This window comes from Streptacidiphilus sp. PAMC 29251, from assembly GCF_054208735.2.
Genome location: NZ_CM135725.2, coordinates 1,781,137 through 1,799,290, shown reverse-complemented (window position 1 = coordinate 1,799,290; position 18,154 = coordinate 1,781,137). Strand labels below are relative to the sequence as shown.

The 18,154-nt window shown below is 73.0% G+C and carries 11 protein-coding genes; 8 read left to right on the top strand and 3 right to left on the bottom strand.

Going from position 1 to position 18,154, the window contains the following annotated elements:
- Positions 1 to 16 precede the first annotated feature (16 nt).
- Positions 17 to 1,219, top strand: a complete 1,203-nt coding sequence (locus ACXKR8_RS08530; RefSeq protein WP_458272287.1) for a uroporphyrinogen-III synthase — start codon at positions 17 to 19, stop codon at positions 1,217 to 1,219.
- A 138-nt stretch (positions 1,220 to 1,357) separates the two neighbouring features.
- A complete protein-coding gene (locus ACXKR8_RS08525) occupies positions 1,358 to 5,446 on the top strand; it encodes a molybdopterin-dependent oxidoreductase (protein WP_458272286.1) in 4,089 nt (1,362 codons plus the stop codon).
- Between the two features lie 19 nt (positions 5,447 to 5,465).
- On the opposite strand, the gene ACXKR8_RS08520 is transcribed toward ACXKR8_RS08525, so the two are convergent.
- Positions 5,466 to 6,437, bottom strand: coding sequence for a helix-turn-helix transcriptional regulator (locus tag ACXKR8_RS08520; RefSeq protein WP_458274923.1), 972 nt, complete (start codon positions 6,435 to 6,437; stop codon positions 5,466 to 5,468).
- A gap of 217 nt (positions 6,438 to 6,654) precedes the next feature.
- On the opposite strand from ACXKR8_RS08520, the gene ACXKR8_RS08515 reads away from it, so the two are divergent.
- The 6 genes from ACXKR8_RS08515 (at position 6,655) to ACXKR8_RS08490 (ending at position 15,978) form a co-directional block, all read left to right on the top strand.
- A complete protein-coding gene (locus ACXKR8_RS08515) occupies positions 6,655 to 6,858 on the top strand; it encodes a hypothetical protein (protein WP_458272285.1) in 204 nt (67 codons plus the stop codon).
- A gap of 38 nt (positions 6,859 to 6,896) precedes the next feature.
- The gene (lanKC, locus tag ACXKR8_RS08510; RefSeq protein ID WP_458272284.1) at positions 6,897 to 9,431 is read left to right on the top strand and encodes a class III lanthionine synthetase LanKC; all 2,535 of its coding nucleotides are present in this window, start codon (positions 6,897 to 6,899) and stop codon (positions 9,429 to 9,431) included.
- Between the two features lie 297 nt (positions 9,432 to 9,728).
- Positions 9,729 to 11,015 (top strand): MFS transporter, encoded by a 1,287-nt coding sequence (locus tag ACXKR8_RS08505; RefSeq protein ID WP_458272283.1) that lies wholly within the window; start codon positions 9,729 to 9,731, stop codon positions 11,013 to 11,015.
- Between the two features lie 12 nt (positions 11,016 to 11,027).
- A complete protein-coding gene (locus ACXKR8_RS08500; RefSeq protein WP_458272282.1) occupies positions 11,028 to 12,482 on the top strand; it encodes an FAD-dependent oxidoreductase in 1,455 nt (484 codons plus the stop codon).
- 230 nt (positions 12,483 to 12,712) lie between these two features.
- Positions 12,713 to 12,988 (top strand): AfsR/SARP family transcriptional regulator, encoded by a 276-nt coding sequence (locus tag ACXKR8_RS08495; protein ID WP_462100410.1) that lies wholly within the window; start codon positions 12,713 to 12,715, stop codon positions 12,986 to 12,988.
- The gene (locus ACXKR8_RS08490) at positions 12,961 to 15,978 is read left to right on the top strand and encodes a tetratricopeptide repeat protein (protein ID WP_462100409.1); all 3,018 of its coding nucleotides are present in this window, start codon (positions 12,961 to 12,963) and stop codon (positions 15,976 to 15,978) included. The genes ACXKR8_RS08495 and ACXKR8_RS08490 overlap by 28 nt, the downstream gene beginning before the upstream one ends.
- Positions 15,979 to 15,980: 2 nt before the next feature.
- Here the strand turns inward: ACXKR8_RS08490 and ACXKR8_RS08485 are convergent, their stop codons facing one another.
- Both ACXKR8_RS08485 and ACXKR8_RS08480 read right to left on the bottom strand, forming a co-directional pair.
- Complete coding sequence (locus ACXKR8_RS08485) at positions 15,981 to 16,799, bottom strand: SAM-dependent methyltransferase (RefSeq protein WP_458272280.1); 819 nt, start codon at positions 16,797 to 16,799, stop codon at positions 15,981 to 15,983.
- Positions 16,796 to 17,986, bottom strand: coding sequence for an ATP-binding SpoIIE family protein phosphatase (locus tag ACXKR8_RS08480; protein WP_458272279.1), 1,191 nt, complete (start codon positions 17,984 to 17,986; stop codon positions 16,796 to 16,798). Before ACXKR8_RS08480 ends, ACXKR8_RS08485 begins: the two co-directional genes overlap by 4 nt.
- Positions 17,987 to 18,154: the final 168 nt, after the last annotated feature.

Sequence of the window (18,154 nt, the reverse complement as noted above, 5' to 3'; positions counted from 1 at the left end):
CTGGAGTCTTCGAACCATGGCAACTGGTCACACATCCGACGCCGGCCCGCCGAGGCCGCCCGCGGCAGACCTCTCGGAGGTCACCGGCGGCGACACTCTGCTGGGCCCGCTCACCGGATTCACCATCGGGGTGACCGCCGCCCGCCGTCGCGACGAACTCACCGCGATGCTCAGACGGCGCGGCGCCCGGGTGGTCGAGGCGCCGACCGTACGGATCCTCCCGCTGGAGGACGACAGCGCGCTGCGCCGCGCCACCGAGCGCTGCCTGGCCGGCCCGCTGGACTATGTGGTGGCCACCACCGGGGTCGGCTGGCGCGGCTGGATGAGCGCCGCCGACGGCTGGGGCTACGGCCGGCGGCTGGCCGAGGTGTGCCGGGACGCGGTGGTGATCAGCCGCGGCCCCAAGGCCACCGGGGCGGTCCGGGCCAGCGGCCTGGGCGAGAGCTTCTCGCCGGAGAGCGAGGCCAATGACGAGCTGCTCACCTGGCTGCTCGCCCGCGACCTGCGCGGACGCCGGATCGCGGTGCAGGAGCACGGCGCACCGCTGGACGCCTTCGTGGCCGCGCTGCGCGAGCGCGGCGCCGACGTCACCGCCGTCCCGGTCTACCGCTGGGGGCCGCCGGAGGACCCGGAGGCGGTGCGGCGGCTGGTCGAGCAGACCGTCCGCCGGGAGATCCAGGCGATCGCCTTCACCAGCGCCCCCGCCATCACCGGCTTCCTCGACTCCGCCCACGGCCAGGGACTGCACCGGGAGGTGCTGGACGCGATGCGGGTGGGCGCGGCGGGCGGCGGGGTGCTGCCGGTGTGCGTCGGCCCGGTCTGCGCCCGGCCGTTGGAGGAGCACGGGGTCCACCCGGTGCAGCCGGACCGGGGGCGGCTCGGCTCGATGGTCCGCACCATCGTCGAGACCCTGCCGACCGGGAACCGCGAACTGCGGCTCGGCCCGTCCCGGCTGGTGCTCCAGGGCAGCGCGATCCTGGTCGACCAGGAGTGCCTCTGGCTCTCCCCGATCCAGACCGCGCTGCTGCGCGCGCTCTCCGACCAGCCGGGACGGGTGCTCAGCCGGATCGAACTGCTGCGCCGGGTGTGGGTCGGCAGCAGCGCCGACGAGCACGCGGTCGAGGTCGCGGTGGCCCGGCTGCGCGGGGTGCTGGGCTCCTACTCGGGGCTGGTGCACACGGTTCCCAAGCGCGGCTACCGGCTGGCGCTGGCGCCGTGAGCGGGCCTCACGGGCTGAGCCGGGCGGGGTGAGCCGGATGTAACCGGCGGCGGTCGTCCGTGTGATCCGGACGCAACGGGGCCTTCCTAGGGTGCGGGTGAGTGGGATCGTCCCACCCGTTCCGGAGAGGGGCCGCCCGTGACCACCCAGGTGAGGACCGTCTGCTCGTACTGCGGAGTCGGCTGCGGTCTGGTCCTGGAGGTCAGCACGGACGCCGGCACCGGGCGGCGCAGCGTGACCGGCGCCGCCGGGGACAAGGCGCACCCCGCCAACGCCGGACGGCTCTGCACCAAGGGCGCGACCAGTGCCGATCTGTTCGCTGCTCCCGGTCGGCTGGGCACGGCCCTGGTGCGGGCGGAGCGCGGCGCGGAGCCCGAGCCGACCAGCACTGATGCGGCGATCACCAGGACCGCCCGGCGACTGCGGGAGATCCTGGACGCCCATGGGCCCGACGCACTGTCCTTCTACGTCTCGGGGCAGATGACGCTGGAGGCGCAGTACCTGGCGAACAAACTGGCCAAGGGCTTTGTCGGGACCAATCAGATCGAGTCCAACTCCCGGCTGTGCATGGCCAGCGCGGGCAGCGGCTACAAGCTCTCGCTCGGTGCGGACGGCCCGCCCGGCTCGTACCAGGACTTCGAGCACGCGGATGTCTTCTTTGTCATCGGCGCCAATATGGCCGACTGCCATCCCATCCTGTTTCTGCGGATGATGGAGCGGGTCAGGGCGGGCGCCAAGCTGATCGTGGTCGACCCCAGGCGCAGCGCCACCGCCGCCAAGGCCGACCTCTTTCTGCAGATCAGGCCGGGGACGGATCTGGCCCTGCTGAACGGGCTGCTGCACCTGCTGGTACGGGCGGGCCACACCGATGCCGCTTTCATCGCCGAGTGCACCGAGGGCTGGGAGGCGATGCCGGCCTTTCTGGAGGACTACCCGCCGGAGGCAGTCGCTGCGATCACCGGGATCCCCGAGGCCGACATCCGGCGCGCGGCGGAGTGGATCGGCGCGGCGGGGGAGTGGATGAGCTGCTGGACCATGGGGCTGAACCAGAGCACCCACGGCACCTGGAACACCAACGCGCTGTGCAATCTGCACCTGGCGACCGGGGCGATCTGCCGTCCCGGCAGCGGCCCGTTCTCGCTCACCGGCCAGCCCAACGCCATGGGCGGCCGGGAGATGGGCTATATGGGACCGGGCCTGCCGGGGCAGCGGTCGGCCCTGGTCGCCGAGGACCGGGCGTTCACCGAGCAGTTGTGGGGGGTACCGGCCGGGACCCTGCGGGCCGAGGCCGGACAGGGCACGGTCGAGCTGTTCGAACGGATGGCCGGGGGCGGGATCAAGGCCTGCTGGATCATCTGCACCAACCCGGTGGCCTCGGTGGCCAACCGACGGACCGTCATCGCCGGACTTGAGGCGGCCGAGTTCGTGGTCACCCAGGACGTCTTCGCCGAGACCGAGACCAATGCCTACGCCGACGTGGTCCTGCCCGCGACCATGTGGGCCGAGGCGGAGGGGGTGATGGTCAACTCCGAGCGCAGCCTCACCCTGCTCCGCCCGGCCGCGGACCCGCCGGGGGAGGCGCTGCCGGACTGGCAGTTGATCGCCCGGGTGGCGAGCGAGATGGGCTTCGCCGAGGCCTTCGACTACAGCTGCGCGGAGGAGGTGTTCGAGGAGATCAAGCGGGCCTGGAACCCGAGGACCGGCTACGACCTACGGGGCGTCAGCTACGACCGGCTGCGTGAGACACCGGTGCAGTGGCCTAGCGCCACGGCCGAGGGAAATGGGCGGAGCCCGATCCGCTACCTCAACGACGGGGTGCACCAGCCGCTGCTCGAACACCCGGACGGCAGTCGGCCCCGGCTGGTCTTTCCCACGGCGAGCGGACGCGGGGTGTTCTTCCCCCGGCCGCACCTTCCGGCGGAGGAGCTGCCGGACGACGACTTCCCGTTTGTGCTCAACACCGGGCGGCTGCCGCACCAGTGGCACACGCTGACCAAGACCGGCAAGGTGGCCAAGCTCAACCGGCTGAATCCCAGCTCCTTCGTGGAGATCCACCCGGCGGACGCGGCGGCGCTGGGGCTGGCGGAGCAGGACCAGGTCGAGATCGCCTCCCGGCGGGGGAGAGCAGTGCTCCCGGTTGTGATCACTGATCGGGTACGGCCGGGCACCTGCTTTGCGCCGTTCCACTGGAACGACCTCTTCGGGGAGTATCTGAGCGTCAACGCGGTGACGAGCGACGCGGTCGACCCGATCTCGTTCCAGCCGGGGTTCAAGTTCTGCGCGGTGAGGTTGACCCGGGTCGCGGCGGCGGTGCCGGTGGCGGCTGCGGTAGGGGTGGTGGCTGAGCTCGGGGGGTTGCTGGGGGTGGCCGATGTGGTGCCGCCGGTGTTCTCCGATGACGAGCGCCACTATCTGTCCGGGTTCCTGGCCGGGCTCGGTAGCAGTAGTGCACTGGGCGCGACCGTGCCGGTGCTGCCGGCGGCGGCACCGCTGGCGCCGGAGCGGGCCAGTTGGGTGAACGGGCTGCTGGCCGGGCTCTACTCCCGCATCGAACCCGCATCGGCTGCGGCTCCGACTGCGGCTCCCGCAGTGACGGACGCGCGGGAGATCCTGGTGCTCTGGGCCTCGCAGACCGGCAATGCCGAAGAGGTCGCGTCCGCCAGCGCCCGCCGGCTGTCGGAGGCGGGCTGGCAGCCGCGGCTGCTCGACATGGCCGACTGCCTCCCGGAGGCGCTGCCGCCGGGCACCGTCGTCCTCTTCATCACCAGCACCTTCGGCGACGGCGAGGCCCCCGACAACGGCACCGCGTTCTGGGAGTCGCTCACCGCCCGCGACCACGCCGCGGTCAGTGGTCTGCGCTACTCGGTGCTGGCCCTCGGCGACTCCAGCTACGGTGACTTCTGCGGCCACGGCCGCCGGATCGACCAGCGCCTCGGCGAGTTGGGCGCCGCCCGGCTGACCCCGCGCACCGACTGCGAACCGGCCTATGAGAAGGCCGCCGAGCAGTGGCTGGACCAGGTCCTGGCCGCGCTGGCGGCCCCGGCGGAGGCGGCCCCACCTTTCGCGGTGCCCGTCGGGCCGACCACCACCGGGACCGGCTACTCCAAGACCGCTCCCTTCCCCACCCTGCTGGTCGGCAACCGGCTGCTCAGCCTCCCCGGATCCGCCAAGGAGGTCCGCCGGTTCACCTTCGACACCCGGGGCGGCGACCTGGGCGACCTGCGCTACCAGCCCGGCGACGCACTGGGTGTCTGCCCTGCCAACTCCGCCCGCCTGGTGGGGGAGTGGTTGTCCGTCACCGGGCTGGACCCGGAGGAGTCAGTACCGGTTTTCGAGTCGGGGGACATCCCGCTGGGCGAGGCCCTGCGCACCCGGTTCGAGATCGCCAGGATCACCCCCGCCCTGCTCCGCTTCCTCGCCGACCGGGGCACCGACCGCGAGCTGAAGCAGCTGCTGCGCCAGGACAACCAGGGCGAACTCGCCAAGTGGAGCTGGGGCCGCCAGGCCGTGGACGTGATCGCGGCCCACCCGGTCCGGGCCACCGCGCGCGAATGGGCCGGCGTGCTGGGCGGCCTGCAGCCGCGGCTGTACTCGATATCCTCCAGCCCGCTGGCCCACCCCGACCAGGTCTCAGTCACCGTCTCCGTGGTCCGCTACAGCAGCAATGAAGGGCTGCCGCGGACGGGAGTGTGCTCGGCGTATCTCGCCGACGCGGCCGACGACGGGCCGGTCCCGGTCTTCGTCCGCAGCTCCCCCCGGTTCCGGCCGCCGGCCGACCCCCGGGCGCCGATGGTGATGGTCGGCCCGGGCACCGGAGTGGCCCCCTTCATCGGCTTCCTGGAGGAGCGCCGGGCCCGCGGCGACACCGGCCGCAACTGGCTCTTCTTCGGCGAGCAGCGCCAGGCGACCGACTTCTACTACCGCGAGGAGCTCGCCGCCTTCCAGAAGTCCGGCCATCTGGACCGCCTGGACCTGGCCTTCTCCCGCGACCAGCGGGCCAAGGTCTACGTCCAGGACCGGATGCGCGAGCACGGCCCCCGGCTCTGGGAGTGGCTGCAGCAGGGCGCCCACTTCTACGTCTGCGGCGACGCCGCCCGGATGGCCGTGGACGTGGACCGGGCCCTGCGCGACATCGCCGTCGCCCATGGCGGCCTGGACCAGGCCCAGGCCGCCGCGTACCTCAAGCAGCTCAGCGCCGACCGCCGCTACCTCCGCGACGTCTACTGACAGGGCCCGGGCAAGCGGGTCAGCGCGAAGGCGGGAGCCAGCCGTTCTGCACCGCGTGGACGCCCGCCTGGAAGCGGCTGTGCGCCTCCAGGTCGTTCAGCAGCTCGGCGGCGATCCGGCGGGCGGTGCGCGGGGAGACCCCGAGCCGCTTGGCGATCGCCTCGTCGGTGAGGCCCTGGGCGAGCAGCCGCATGGTCTCGGCCTCCTGCGGGGGCATCCCGTTCATGTCCCGGGCGGGGGCCGCGCCCAGCGGGGTCGCGCTCTCCCAGACCCCCTCGAACAGGGCGCACAGCGCGGTGACCGTGCCGACGCCCTCCAGGACCACCGCGCCGGCGCGGGCGTCCGAGGTGTCGATCGGCAGGACCGCGCGGCGCCGGTCCGAGATGATCATACGGATCGGCAGGGTGGGCGCGGTGCGCACCTGGCCTCCGTGCCGGCTCAGCCACTCCACGTGGTCCAGCGTGGTCTGGTGGTTACGGGCGCTGTCGAGGTAGACCGTGCGCATCTCCACCCCCCGCTCCAGCAGCGCCCGGTTGGGTTCGCGGCTGGCCTCGAGGTCGGCGGCGCTGTGGGCGCCGCCGGGGGCGAAGGTCATCATCTGCTGCCGGGTCTCCGCGGCGAGCTGCTCCAGTCGCCCCCGGATCGCCTCGGGCCCGGTCAGCCTTTGCGAATCGGCCTCCGAGGCTCGTGGTTGCAGGTCGGAGCATTCGGCGATGAGCCGGGCGGCGGCGGCCCTGGAGGCCTCCACCCGCATCTGCTGGGCGGCGAGGTCGACCTGCTGACGGGTCAGCAGCACCTCCATCGCGGTCTCGGGGTCGATCGCCCGAAAGCCGATGTCCTCGTGTGCCGAGGGTCTTATCAGAGCCAGCGCGTTGAGCCGCTCCAGCCGCTGGAGCAGCTGGGTCTCCGGCATGCCGAGGCGCAGTCCCAGCGTTGCCACATTCTCCTTGGGATGGGCGAGCATCGCCCGGTAGACCCGCTCGGCTTCCATGTCCAAACCCAACACCTCAAGCACGAAGACCGCCCAATCGTTCGCGTCTGGCATCTGTGACCGAATGTTAGAGGTGCGCAGGCCAGTCCGGTGGCGGCCCTGGACAAAATATGCCATTGCATGATCCGTCCAGCAGTGTTCCCTTCCATCGGGGTTGATCCGGCGTCAGGGTGAGGTCGTGGGGAGGGAAGGACACCCGGAAGAAGGAGAACCAGCTGTGTCTGCCGTTCGAGCAGCCAGGACCGCCACCGCCACCCTCGCTCTCAGCGCCGCACTCCTGATCGGCGTCGCTGTGCAGACGGGCTCCCCGCACTCCTCCCCACCGCTCGGCGCCGGCACCGTCGCGGCCGCCGCACCCGCTGACGCGGCACCGGTTCCCACGCCGTCGCCCACGCCCGGCGACGTCACCTGGGGCGGCTGACACCACATCCGAAACGGCCCTGAGAAAGGGGTGACGCAGTGCTGGGCAATCACCACATCTACGCCGGTGCGGATCCGAACTTCTACGACCACCCCGTGGGCCGCGCCGAGGACCAGAGGTTCGCCGCCGCCGAGCGGCCGGCCCCGGCCGGCTGGCGCCGCAGCGAGAGCGGGACCTGGGTGTATCTGACCCCGATCGGCTCCAAGCTCCCGGACCAGGGCTGGAAACTGCATGTCTCGGCCACCACCGAGGGGGCCGCGGAGACCATCGAGCTGGTCAGCGCCTACTGTCTGCGGACCGGCGTGGCCCACAAGTTCCTGCCGAACCGCCGGATCCACCTGCTCAACAACAGCAAGTACGCCAGGCGCGGCAGCAGCGGCAAGCTGCTCACCCTCTACCCGGCCGACGACAGGCAGGTGCGACGCGTCCTGGACGAGCTGTCACCACTGCTGATGGACCGTCAAGGCCCGTACATTCTGGGCGATCTGCGCTGGCGGCAGGGCCCGCTGTACCTGCGCTACGGCGGATTCACCAGCCGCTGGTGCACCGCCGAGGACGGCGGGCGGGTGCTGGCGCTGGCCCGTCCGGACGGAACCCTGGTGCCGGACCGCCGCGACCCCTGCTTCCGGGTGCCGGCCTGGCTCACCCCGCCGGAGTTCGTCGCCGAGCAACTGCGGGCGGACCAGGTGCCGGCCGGTACGGTCGGCCTGCCTTACCCGGTCGAGCGGGCCCTGCACTTCTCCAACGGCGGGGGCATCTACCTGGCCCGCGACCCGAAGACCGGAGACCAGGTGGTGCTGCGCGAGGCCCGCCCGCTGGCCGGTCTGGACGGGGCCGGCGTGGACGCGGTGGCCCGGCTGCACCAGGAGGCCACCGCACTGAAGCACCTGGCCGGACTGCCCTTCGTGCCGAAGCTGCTGGACGAGTTCCGGGTCTGGGAGCACCACTACCTGGCCGTGGAGTACATCGAGGGCGAGACCCTCTGGCAGTTCATGGTCCGCAACAACCCGCTCACCCGCCCCGGGGCCGACCGGGCCCGGATCGACGAGTACACCGCCAAGGTGCTGGACATCGTCGGCCGGCTCCAGCACGCCATTGACGCCATCCACGCCCGTGGGCTGGTCTTCGGCGATCTGCACCCGGCCAATGTGATGCTGCGCCCGGACGGCCGGATCTGCCTGGTCGACTTCGAGGTCACCCACCGTCCGGACCAGGACCGGGCCCCCAGCATGGGCTGCCCCGGCTTCGTCGCCGCCCACGCGGCCACCGGAACGGCCCGGGACCAGTACGCCCTGGACAGCCTGCGGCTGGCGCTGTTCCTGCCGCTGACCGTCCTGCTCGACCTCGACCCCGGGAAACTGGACGAGCTGGTGGACGCGACGGCCCGGCTGTTCCCGGTTCCGGCGTCCTACACCGAGGGCGTGCGGCGTGGGCTGCGCCGGCCGGGGGCGGTGCGGACCGAGGCCTCGCCGCTGTTCACCCCCGAGGCCCGGCCGCAGCTGCGGGCAGCGCTCGCCGACGCCATCGTCGCCAGTGCCACCCCGGAGCGGACCGACCGGCTCTTCCCCGGCGATCCGGTCGCCCTGCACGACGGCGGCTACACCCTGGCCCATGGCGCGTCCGGCGTGCTGCACGCCCTGGCGGCCGGCAGCCGTCCGGTCGACGAGGAGCACACCGAGTGGCTCTGGCAGGCCGTGCTTCGCGCCGCCGACCCGCGGCCCGGACTCTACGGCGGACTGCACGGGGCGGCGCTCGTCCTGGACGCTCTCGGCCGCCCTGAGCAGGCGCTGGAGGCGGTGCAGCGCGCCGCCGACACCCACAACGCCTCGCTCTACGACGGCCTGGCCGGAATCGGACTGACCCTGCGTCAACTCCTGCTCCGGACCGACGATGCCGGGCTGCGCGACCTGCTCGCCGACACCACCGAGCGATTGGTCAAGCACCTTGACCAATCGTCAGAGACCACAACCAGACCCGGCCTGATGCACGGAGCCGGCGGAATCGCCGCCTTCTTTCTGAGCAGCCATCAGCAGGACGGCGACCCGTCCCAGTTGGATCTGGCGGCGACCGCCCTGCGCGCTGATCTGGTGCACTGCCGGACCAGTGAGGAGGGTGCGGTCAACCTCAAGGACGGCACCAGGCTGCTGCCCTACCTCGCCGCCGGCAGCGGCGGCCTGGGCCTGGTCCTGGGGCAGTATCTGCGGCATCGCGAGGACGAACAGTTCGCCCAGGCGCTGCAAGGGATCCTGCTGGCCGCGAGGGCTCCCTTCGTCATCCACAGCAGCCTCTTCAACGGCCGGGCCGGCCTGATCGCCCTGCTGGCCCGGCACCGCGAGGACCCCGACGCGGCAGCGGCGCTGGAACGGCATCTGCGGCTGCTGTCCTGGCACGCCATTCCGCACCAGGGCGGCCTGGCTTTCCCCGGCGAGCAACTGCTGCGGCTCTCCATGGACCTCGCCACCGGAACCGCGGGCGTCCTGCTCGCCCTCGGAGCGGCCGACGGTGCCGAGTCGGGCCTCCCAGGCCTGGCCGCCCCTACGCAGGAACGACAACGGCTGAGCGCGGTCCACTGACCCCCGGCCCCCACAGACTCTCCCGGGCGACCGTCCGGGAGCCACCCCGCACCACCCACACCAGGAGGTTTCCCATGTCCGAAATCCTGAACCTGCAGGACCTGTCCGTCACCGAGCCCGAGGGCGGCGAGATCGCCGAGTGGAGCACCCTCAGCGGCGTCTGCCACACCATCAACGCCGAGTAGCAGCACGCCGACTGCGATGCGCGAGGCGGCCGGCTCCCGAACCTCCGGGGCCGGCCGCCTCGGCCGTAGTGAACTGCTCCACCGAACACCGACGCGCCGGGAAGGGAACGCCGTGGAAGAACAGCCGCTCGTCCCGCTCCACCGCAATCGCGACTACCAGCGGCTGTGGATCGCCCACGCGTTGTCCGGTTTCGGCTCCCAGGCCTCCTACATCGCCCTGCCGCTGGTGCTGCTGGCAGCCACCCACTCGGCCACCGACTTCGGTCTGGTGACCTTCGCCGAGGTCTTCGCCTCGGTGTTCGCCGGCCTGCCGGCCGGCCTGCTGGTGGACCGGCTGCCCCGCAAGGCAGTACTGGTCTGCTGCGACCTGGCCCGGGCGCTGACCTTCACCCTGTTCACCCTGGCCGTGGTGTCGCACCAGGTCACCCTGCCGCTGGCGCTCGGCGCCGCCGTGCTCAACAGCACCTTCAGCGCCCCCTTCAGCCCGGCCGCCTCGGCCGCGCTACGGCACGTGGTGCCCAAGGAGCAGCTGACCACCGCCGTCTCGCTGAGCCAGGCCCGTGCCGCGGCCGCCACCCTGGCCGGACCGCTGCTCGGCGCCGCGCTCTACACCTTCGCCCCCGCGCTGCCGTTCCTGGTCGACGCCGGCTCCTACCTCGCCTCCGCCGCCTGCCTGAGCCTGGTGCGGCTTCCGCCCGGGCCCCCGGCGGCGGCCGCGGCGCCGCAGAAGCCGCCGCTGCGGCAGGAGCTCACCGCCGGGCTGGCCGAGGTCCGCCGCAGCCCGTTCCTGCGCTACACCCTGGTCAACACCGCGCTGGTCAACCTGGCCTTCGCGGGCATCGTGCTGACGCTGATGACGCAGGGCGCGTCCACCTCCTCCGGCGGATTCCACAACGGTCTGCTGATCGCGGTGTCCGGCGCGGGCAATCTGCTCGGCTCGATCTTCTGCGCCCGGGCCGGCCGCACCTTCTCGCCGCGGACCCTGGTGCTGGCGGTGTGCTGGAGCACCGCGCTGCTGACCCCGCTGCTCGCCCTCGACTCCGCGCTCGCCCCCACCGCCGTGGTGATCGCGCTGTGCTGCCTGGCCACCCCGGCGGCCAACGCGGTGATCTCGGCGGCCCGGCTGCACACCGTCCCGGACCACCTCCAGGGCCGGGTGCAGGCGGCCTGCGGGTTCATCCCGCTGCTGGTGATCCCGTTCGGGCCGCTGGCCACCGGCATCCTGCTGGACCATGTGTCGGCCGGCACCGTGCTGCTGCTCAACGCCGGGCTGCTGCTGGCCCTGGCCCTCTACAGCACCCTCAGCGGCGGTCTGCGGACCATTCCCGATCTACGTCCCTCGGCCGCTCCCGTTCCCCGGCAATCGATGGCAGAATCCTCATCTTCCGCTGCTGGATGAGGAGTTCACTGAATGCGCAACTCACCGTCACGCCAGTTCGAGCAGATCAGCACGGCACTGCCGCCCGCGAAGGGCGGTGTGCGGATGCGGCGGGCGGTCGTCCTGGGCGGCAGCATGGCCGGCCTGATGGCGGCGCGGGTGCTCAGCGAGCACGCCGACGAGGTGGTCGTGTTGGAACGCGACGGCTCGGCCGCCGACGAGGGCCCGCGCGCGGGCGTGCCGCAGGGAACCCAGGTGCACGCCCTGCTGCCGGCCGGGGCGGTGCAGCTGGAGCGGTGGTTCCCCGGCTTCGTCGCCGAGGCGGTGGCCGGGGGAGCGGTCACCCCGCCGCCGGACGGCTCCCGCGAGTGGTTCTTCATGGACGGACGCCGCCGGGTCACCGCGCCGATCGAGCAGGACTGGCCGGTGCTGGTCAGCACCCGCCCGTTCCTGGAGGCGCTGGTCCGCCGCAAGACGCTGGCGGTCGGCAACATCCGCCTGGTCACCGGCCGGGCCGAGGGGATCGAGCTGGACGGCGACCGGGTGGTCGGCGCCCGCTATCTGCCCTCGGGCGCGGACGGGGCTGCTGCGGAGGGCACCGCACAGTCGGTGACCGAGCAGGCCGACCTGGTGGTCGATGCCATGGGCCGCTCCAGCCGGCTGACCGAGTGGCTGGAGGAGAGCGGCTGGGAGCGTCCCCCGGTCCGCCGGATGCCGATCAAGCTCAACTACGCCACCGCCATGTTCAAGCACGACAGCAGCATCAGCGACGCCTGGAACGCGGTCTCGCTCGCCGCCGCGAACCCGGCCGCCGGCAGCCCGGCCAGGATCGGCGGCTTCATCCTGGTCGAGGGCGAGCGCTGGCTGATGCTGGTCTCCGGCTACGCCGACGACCGGCCCAGCCGCGAGGTCGAGGACTACGCCCGGCGCTGCCGCGAGGACTTCCCGCAGGTCTTCGGGGACATCGTGGACCGGGCCGAGATGATCGGCGAGGTGGTGACGTACCACCAGGCCGACAGCAGGCGGCGCGACTTCCACGAGCTGGGGCGCTTCCCGGCCGGGCTGGTCGCCGCGGGCGACGCGGTCGCCTCCTTCAACCCGGTCTACGGGCAGGGGATGACCTCGGCCACCCTGCACGCCTCCTGCCTGTCGGCCTACCTGCACGCGGAGGGGACCTCACTGAGCGAGCCGGCCATGGCCTACTTCGCCCTGGTCAAGGTCGTGGTGGACGCCGCCTGGCAGGTCTCCACCTTCGCCGACCTGGAGCTGCCGCACGTGGACGGCCCGTACCCGCGCGGCTACCGGCTCACCAAGCGGGTGGCCGGGCTGCTGTTCGAACTCTCGGTGACCGACACCGTGATCAGCGAGCGGCTGGCCCGGGTCACCACCATGCTGGCCCACCCCAGCTCCCTGGGCAGCCCCGGCCTGCTGGCCCGGGCACTGTGGCTGCACTTCGTCCACCCGCGCCGCCGCGCCGTCACGGCATAGGGGGCCGCTGGATTCCGGTGCCGGCCCTGCGCGCCGCCGCAGGCAGGGCCGACACCGTGCTCGATGCCCGCCACCCCGGCGCCCGGGGAGCTCGAAGCCCCCGTGCTCCATCTTCCCGGGGCCGGTGGGCGGGACGTGGATCATCTTCGCGCACGGTGTTCGCACCCGGATAACATCGGCGTCACATGCCTTCTGCGGCAGATGCGGCAGATGCGACGGAGGGGAGCGGCGTGGTGCGGTTTGCCCTGATCGGACCGTTGACCGTCGGTGACGGCGAGGCGGAGCCGGTGGCCCTGCGGGCCGGGATGCCGCGGACGATCCTGGCGGCGCTGCTCCTGAACGCCAACCAGGTGGTCCCGACCGAGCTGCTGACCGACGCCGTGTGGGAGCAGCACCCGCCGGCGGCCGCGGCCCAGTCGCTGCGCAACCATGTGCTGCGGCTGCGCCGGCAGCTGGGCTCCGGCCCGGGCGCGCGCGGGTGCGGACGGTCGCCCCGGGCTATCTGATCGAGGTCAACGAGGGCGAGCTGGACACCGAGGTCTTCACCGGGCGCTGCGGGCAGGGCCGGCTGGCGCTGGACGCCGGCGACCACGCCACCGCCGCGCGGGTGCTGGCCGGGGCGCTGGCCCTGTGGCGCGGCGAGCCCTACGCCGACCTGCCGCCGGCCCCGGACGTCCTGGTCGAGACCCAGCGGCTGCGGGAGACCAGGCTGCTGGCGCTGGAGGGACGGATCGAGGCGGACCTCGGCCTGGGACGGCACCGCGAACTGGTCGCCGAGATCCGGGCCCTGGCCGACGCGCACCCGCTGCGCGAGGCGCTGCACGGCCAGCTGATGCTCGCCCTGTACCGGGCCGAGCGACAGGCCGAGGCCCTGGACGTGTTCCGGGCGCTGCGCCGCACCCTGGTCGACGGCCTCGGGGTGGAACCCACCGCGTCGCTGCAGGAGCTGCACCGCCGGATCCTGGGAGCGGACCCCGCCCTGCTGGCCGGCTCCGCCCCGCTGTCCATGACCGCCGCACCCGTGACCGACTCCGTGACCGCCGCCGGCCTCCGCTACCAGCTGCCGTCCGACACCCGGGCGTTCACCGGCCGCAGCCGGGAGCTCGGCACCCTGCTCGCGCTCGCCGAGCGGGCCCCGGCCGGCAGCGGCGCCGGCATGGTGGTGATCTCCGCGATCGACGGGATGGCCGGCGTCGGGAAGTCCGCGCTCGCGGTGCACGCCGCCCATCTGCTGCGCGCGAACTTCCCCGACGGGCAGCTGTTCATCGACCTGCAGGGGCACACCCCCGGCCTGGAGCCGCTCACCGCGGGCGAGGCCCTGGACCGGCTGCTGCGCTCGCTCGGCGTGCCGCCCAAGCTGATCCCCGCCGACCTGGGCCAGCGCGCCGCCTTCTACCGGGACCGGCTCGCCGCCACCCGCACCCTGATCGTCCTGGACAACGCGGCCAACACCGCCCAGGTCCGCCCGCTGCTGCCGGCCACCCCCGGCTGCCTGGTCGTGGTCACCAGCCGCAAACGCCTCACCGGCCTGGACGACGCCCACAGCCTGGCGCTCGACCTGCTGCCCGACTGCGAGGCGGTCGCGCTGCTGCACATGGCCGCGGGCCCCGGCCGGATCCCGATGGACCATCCCGCGACCGGCGAACTGATCGCCCTGTGCGGACACATGCCGCTGGCGATCCGGATCATCGGCGCCCGGCTGCGCCACCGGCGGACGCTGCGGATCGAGGACCTGGTCCAGCAGCTGCGGGACGAGCACGGCCGGCTGGACCGGTTCCAGGACGAGGACCGCAACCTCACCGCCGTCTTCGAGACCTCCTACCACGCGCTGCCCACCGCCGAGCAGCTGCTGTTCCGGCTGCTCGGGCAGGTCCCGGGCGCCGACTTCGAGGCGTACGCCGCCGCCAACCTGCTCGGCACCGACCACCGCAGCGCCGAGTTCCTGCTGGAATCACTGCTCGACCACAACCTGCTCTCCCAGCACACCCCCGGCCGCTACCGCTTCCACGACCTGGTCCGCCTCTACGCCGGGTCCCTGGGCGCGGACAGCGGGGACAGCGGGGACAGCAGGGCCGCGCTGGAGCGGCTGCTTGACCACTACCAGCACACCGCCGACGCCGCCGACCGCAGACTCGCCCGGCACACCCGGCCACCCGCTGACCGTCCCGCGGACGGCGTCGCACCCACGGTCGACCCCGAGCTGCGGGACCGGGCCGGCGCCATGGCCTGGATGCGGGCCGAACGCGAGACCCTGCTCGCCGCCGCCCGCACCGGTCCATCGCGGCTGACCGCCCTCGCCGCCGCGCTGGCCTCCTTCCTGCAGCAGGAGGGCCCCTGGCCGCAGGCCGCCGCCCTGCACCGGGCCGCGGCCGACGCGGCCCGCGACCACGCGGACCCGGTGGGCGAGGCCAACGCCCTGCACGAGCTGGGCCGGGTGAGCTACCTGACCGGGGACTACCCCGGCGCGGGCGAGCTGTTCCAGCAGGCGCTGACGGCCTTTCAGGGCCTCGGCGAGCGGCTGGGCGAGGCCAATGCCCTGAACGAGCTGGGGCGGGTCCGCTTCATGACCGGGGACATCCCCGCCGCCGCCGAGCTGTACCAGCAGGCCCTGACGGTCCATCAGCAGCTGGGGGAGCGGCTGGGCGAGGCCAACGCCCTGTCCGAGCTGGGCCGGGTCCGCTATCTGACCGGCGACTACCCGGCGGTGACCCAGCTGTTCGAACGGGCGCTGGTGATCTTCCAGGACCTCGGCGAACCCCTGGGCGCCGGCAACGCCCTGTGCGAGCTGGGCCGGCTGCGGCGCCTGGCCGGGGACTTCCCGGGCGCGGCCGCGCTGCTGGAGCAGGCCCGGGTGATCTTCCAGGACCTCGGCAACCGGCACGGCCACGCCAACACCCTGTGGGACCTCGGCCGGGTCCGCTACGCGACGGGGGACCTCGCGGCGGCGGCCGGACTGCACGAACAGGCCCTGGCGATCTACCAGGACCTGGGGCACCGCCTCAACGAGGCCTACGCCCGCCAGGAGCTGGGCCGGGTGCGGCACGCCACCGGGGACCTCGCCGCGGCGGCCGAGCTGCACGAGCGGGCGCTGGCCATCTTCCAGGACCTGGGCCACCGCCACGGCGAGGCCAACACCCGGCACGAGCTGGGCCGGGTGCGGCACAGCAGCGGCGACCCCGCGGCAGCGGCCGAGCTGCTGGCGCGGTCCCTGGCGCTGCTCCAGGACCTCGGCGACCCGCAGGCCGAGGCCGAGGTCCTGATCAGCACGGCCGCGCTCACCGCCGAGACCACCGGACCGCGCGAGGCGCTGCCCCTCTACCGGCAGGCCCTGCGGCTCGCCCGCGAGGTCCGCAGCCCGCTGGACGAGGCCAGGGCGCTGGAGGGAGCCGCCCGCTGCGCGGCCGAGCTGGGCGACCACGGGGCGGCCCGGGCCGATCTGGAGCAGGCCACCACGCTCTACCAGAAGATCGGCGCGGTCGGTTCCGACGCCCCCTAGCCCTACGGCTTGCGGGCCAGGGCGCAGATCTGCGGCAGGTGCACCGGGGCGGCCGGCCCGTCCTCGGGGTCGGGACGCCACTCGGTGCAGTAGACGATGCCGGGTTCGACCAGCTCGAAGCCCTGGAGCAGCCGGGCCACGTCGTCCAGGGAGCGCAGCTTCATCGGCGCCACCGTGCGGGAGTACTGCTCGGCGGCCTTGCCGACCCGCGCGGCCGACTCGGCCTCCTGGCGGTGGCTCGCGTGGGACAGCGCCAGGTAGCTCCCCGAGGGCATCGCCTCGCGGTAGTCGGCGACCAGCGCGGCGGCCTCGTCGTCGTCGGGGACGAAGTGCAGCACGGCGCTCATCAGCACGGCGAGCGGCTCGCCCAGGCCGAGCAGCAGCAGCCGGTTGACCTCGGGGTCGCCGAGCACCGCCTTGGCGTCGCGGAGGTCGCCGGAGACGACCATCGCGCGGTCGTTCCCGGCCAGGATCTCCCGGCTGTGCGCGACGGCCACCGGGTCGCTGTCGACATAGACCACCCGGGAGGTGGGATCGACGGCCTGGGCGATCTCGTGCACATTGCCGACCGTCGGTATGCCCGAGCCCAGGTCCAGGAAGTTGCCGATGCCCAGGCCGACCAGGTGCCGCACACAGCGCTGGAGGAAGGCCCGGTTGATCCGCATGATCTCGGGGAGCTCCGGCATGACCTCGACGACCTCGGCCGCGGCCGCCCGGTCGGCGGGCAGGTTGTGGTTCCCGCCGAGGTAGAAGTCGTAGATCCGGGCGATGCTGGGCCGCTCCGGGTCCACGCCCTCGGGGATCCACGTCTGGTCGGTCATGTCGTCCTCTCCTCGGGATCGAGCTCGAACCAGACGAGCTTCCCGGAGTCGGTGCGGTTGGTTCCCCAGCGCTGCGCAAGCGTACTGATGATCGAGAGACCGCGTCCGGATTCGCTCAGCTGGTGTGCGGTCCGCGGTATCGGAAGGGTGTGCGAGTCGTCGTGCACCTCGCAGGTCAGCGTGTCGGTGTAGAGCAGCCGCAGCCCGATTGGACGGGAGGCGAACCGGACGCTGTTGCTGATCAGCTCGCTCACCAGCTGCTCGGCGACGGGGGAGAGGTGGTCCAGGCCCCAGCCGCCCAGGGTGCGCCGCAGCAGCCGCCGGGCCTGCCCCGCGGCGCGCGGCACCGGCTCCAGTGCCCAGGAGGCGACATGGCCGGCCGGGATCCCGTGGAACCTGGCCATCAGCAGCGCGGCGTCGTCCTCGCGCCGGGTGCTGCCCAGCGCGTCGACCACGGTGCTGCAGGCCTGGTCCAGCGGCACCTGCTGGACCGGCAGGGCGGCGCGGAGGATGTCGAGGCCCACGTCGATGTCGCGCCCGGGGGTCTCGACCAGGCCGTCGGTGTAGAGCGCCATGGTCTCGCCGTCCGCGATCTGGAACTCCACCGAGTCGAAGGCATGGCCGCCGACCCCGATCGGCACCCCGGTGGGGATCCGCAGCAGCCGCCCGGGCTCGCCGGGACGGGCCAGCACCGGCGGCAGATGGCCGGCGTTGGCCAGGGTGCAGCGCCCGGTCACCGGGTCGTAGACGGCATAGAGGCAGGTCGCGAGGTGGGTGTCGGAGAGCCGCCGGGCCGCCTCGTCCAGGTGCCGCAGCAGCTCGTGCGGCGGCAGGCCGAGCATGGCGAGGGTCTGCACGGCGGTGCGGAGCTGGCCCATCATCACCGCCGAGGTGACGCCGTGGCCCATCACGTCGCCGACCACCAGACCGATCCGCTTGCCCGGCAGCACCAGGGCGTCGAACCAGTCCCCGCCGACCTGGATCACGTCGTTGCTCGGCAGGTAGCGGTAGGCCAGCTCCACGCCGGGCAGTTGCGGGGGGAGCCGGGGGAGCAGGCTGCGCTGCAGGGCCACGGCGAGCTCCAGGACCGACTCCCCGGGCGGGGCGCCGACGGTCTCGTCCGGCCGGGAATGCTGCTGGAGGCCGTCCGCAGCCGCCCCCGGGGGCTTAGGGAACAGTTCGAGCATCGCCGGAACTCCTCCCGATCGCGTCCTGACCGCGCCCTGTCCGCGCCCTGTAAATAGCACTTTACGTTCCAGTACCGTCGAACGGGGAACCTGATTCGATCAGATCCCATCAGATTCTCACAGAAAACCAACGCGCCCCGACCGTCGATGACGGTCGGGGCGCGGTTC

Coding starts and splice junctions, on each gene's coding strand:
- ACXKR8_RS08530 (WP_458272287.1), top strand. CDS start 17: ATGGCAACTGGTCACACATCCGACGCCGGCCCGCCGAGGCCGCCCGCG.
- ACXKR8_RS08520 (WP_458274923.1), bottom strand. CDS start 6,437: ATGGAAGCCGAGCGGGTCTACCGGGCGATGCTCGCCCATCCCAAGGAG.
- ACXKR8_RS08500 (WP_458272282.1), top strand. CDS start 11,028: ATGCGCAACTCACCGTCACGCCAGTTCGAGCAGATCAGCACGGCACTG.
- ACXKR8_RS08485 (WP_458272280.1), bottom strand. CDS start 16,799: ATGACCGACCAGACGTGGATCCCCGAGGGCGTGGACCCGGAGCGGCCC.
- ACXKR8_RS08480 (WP_458272279.1), bottom strand. CDS start 17,986: ATGCTCGAACTGTTCCCTAAGCCCCCGGGGGCGGCTGCGGACGGCCTC.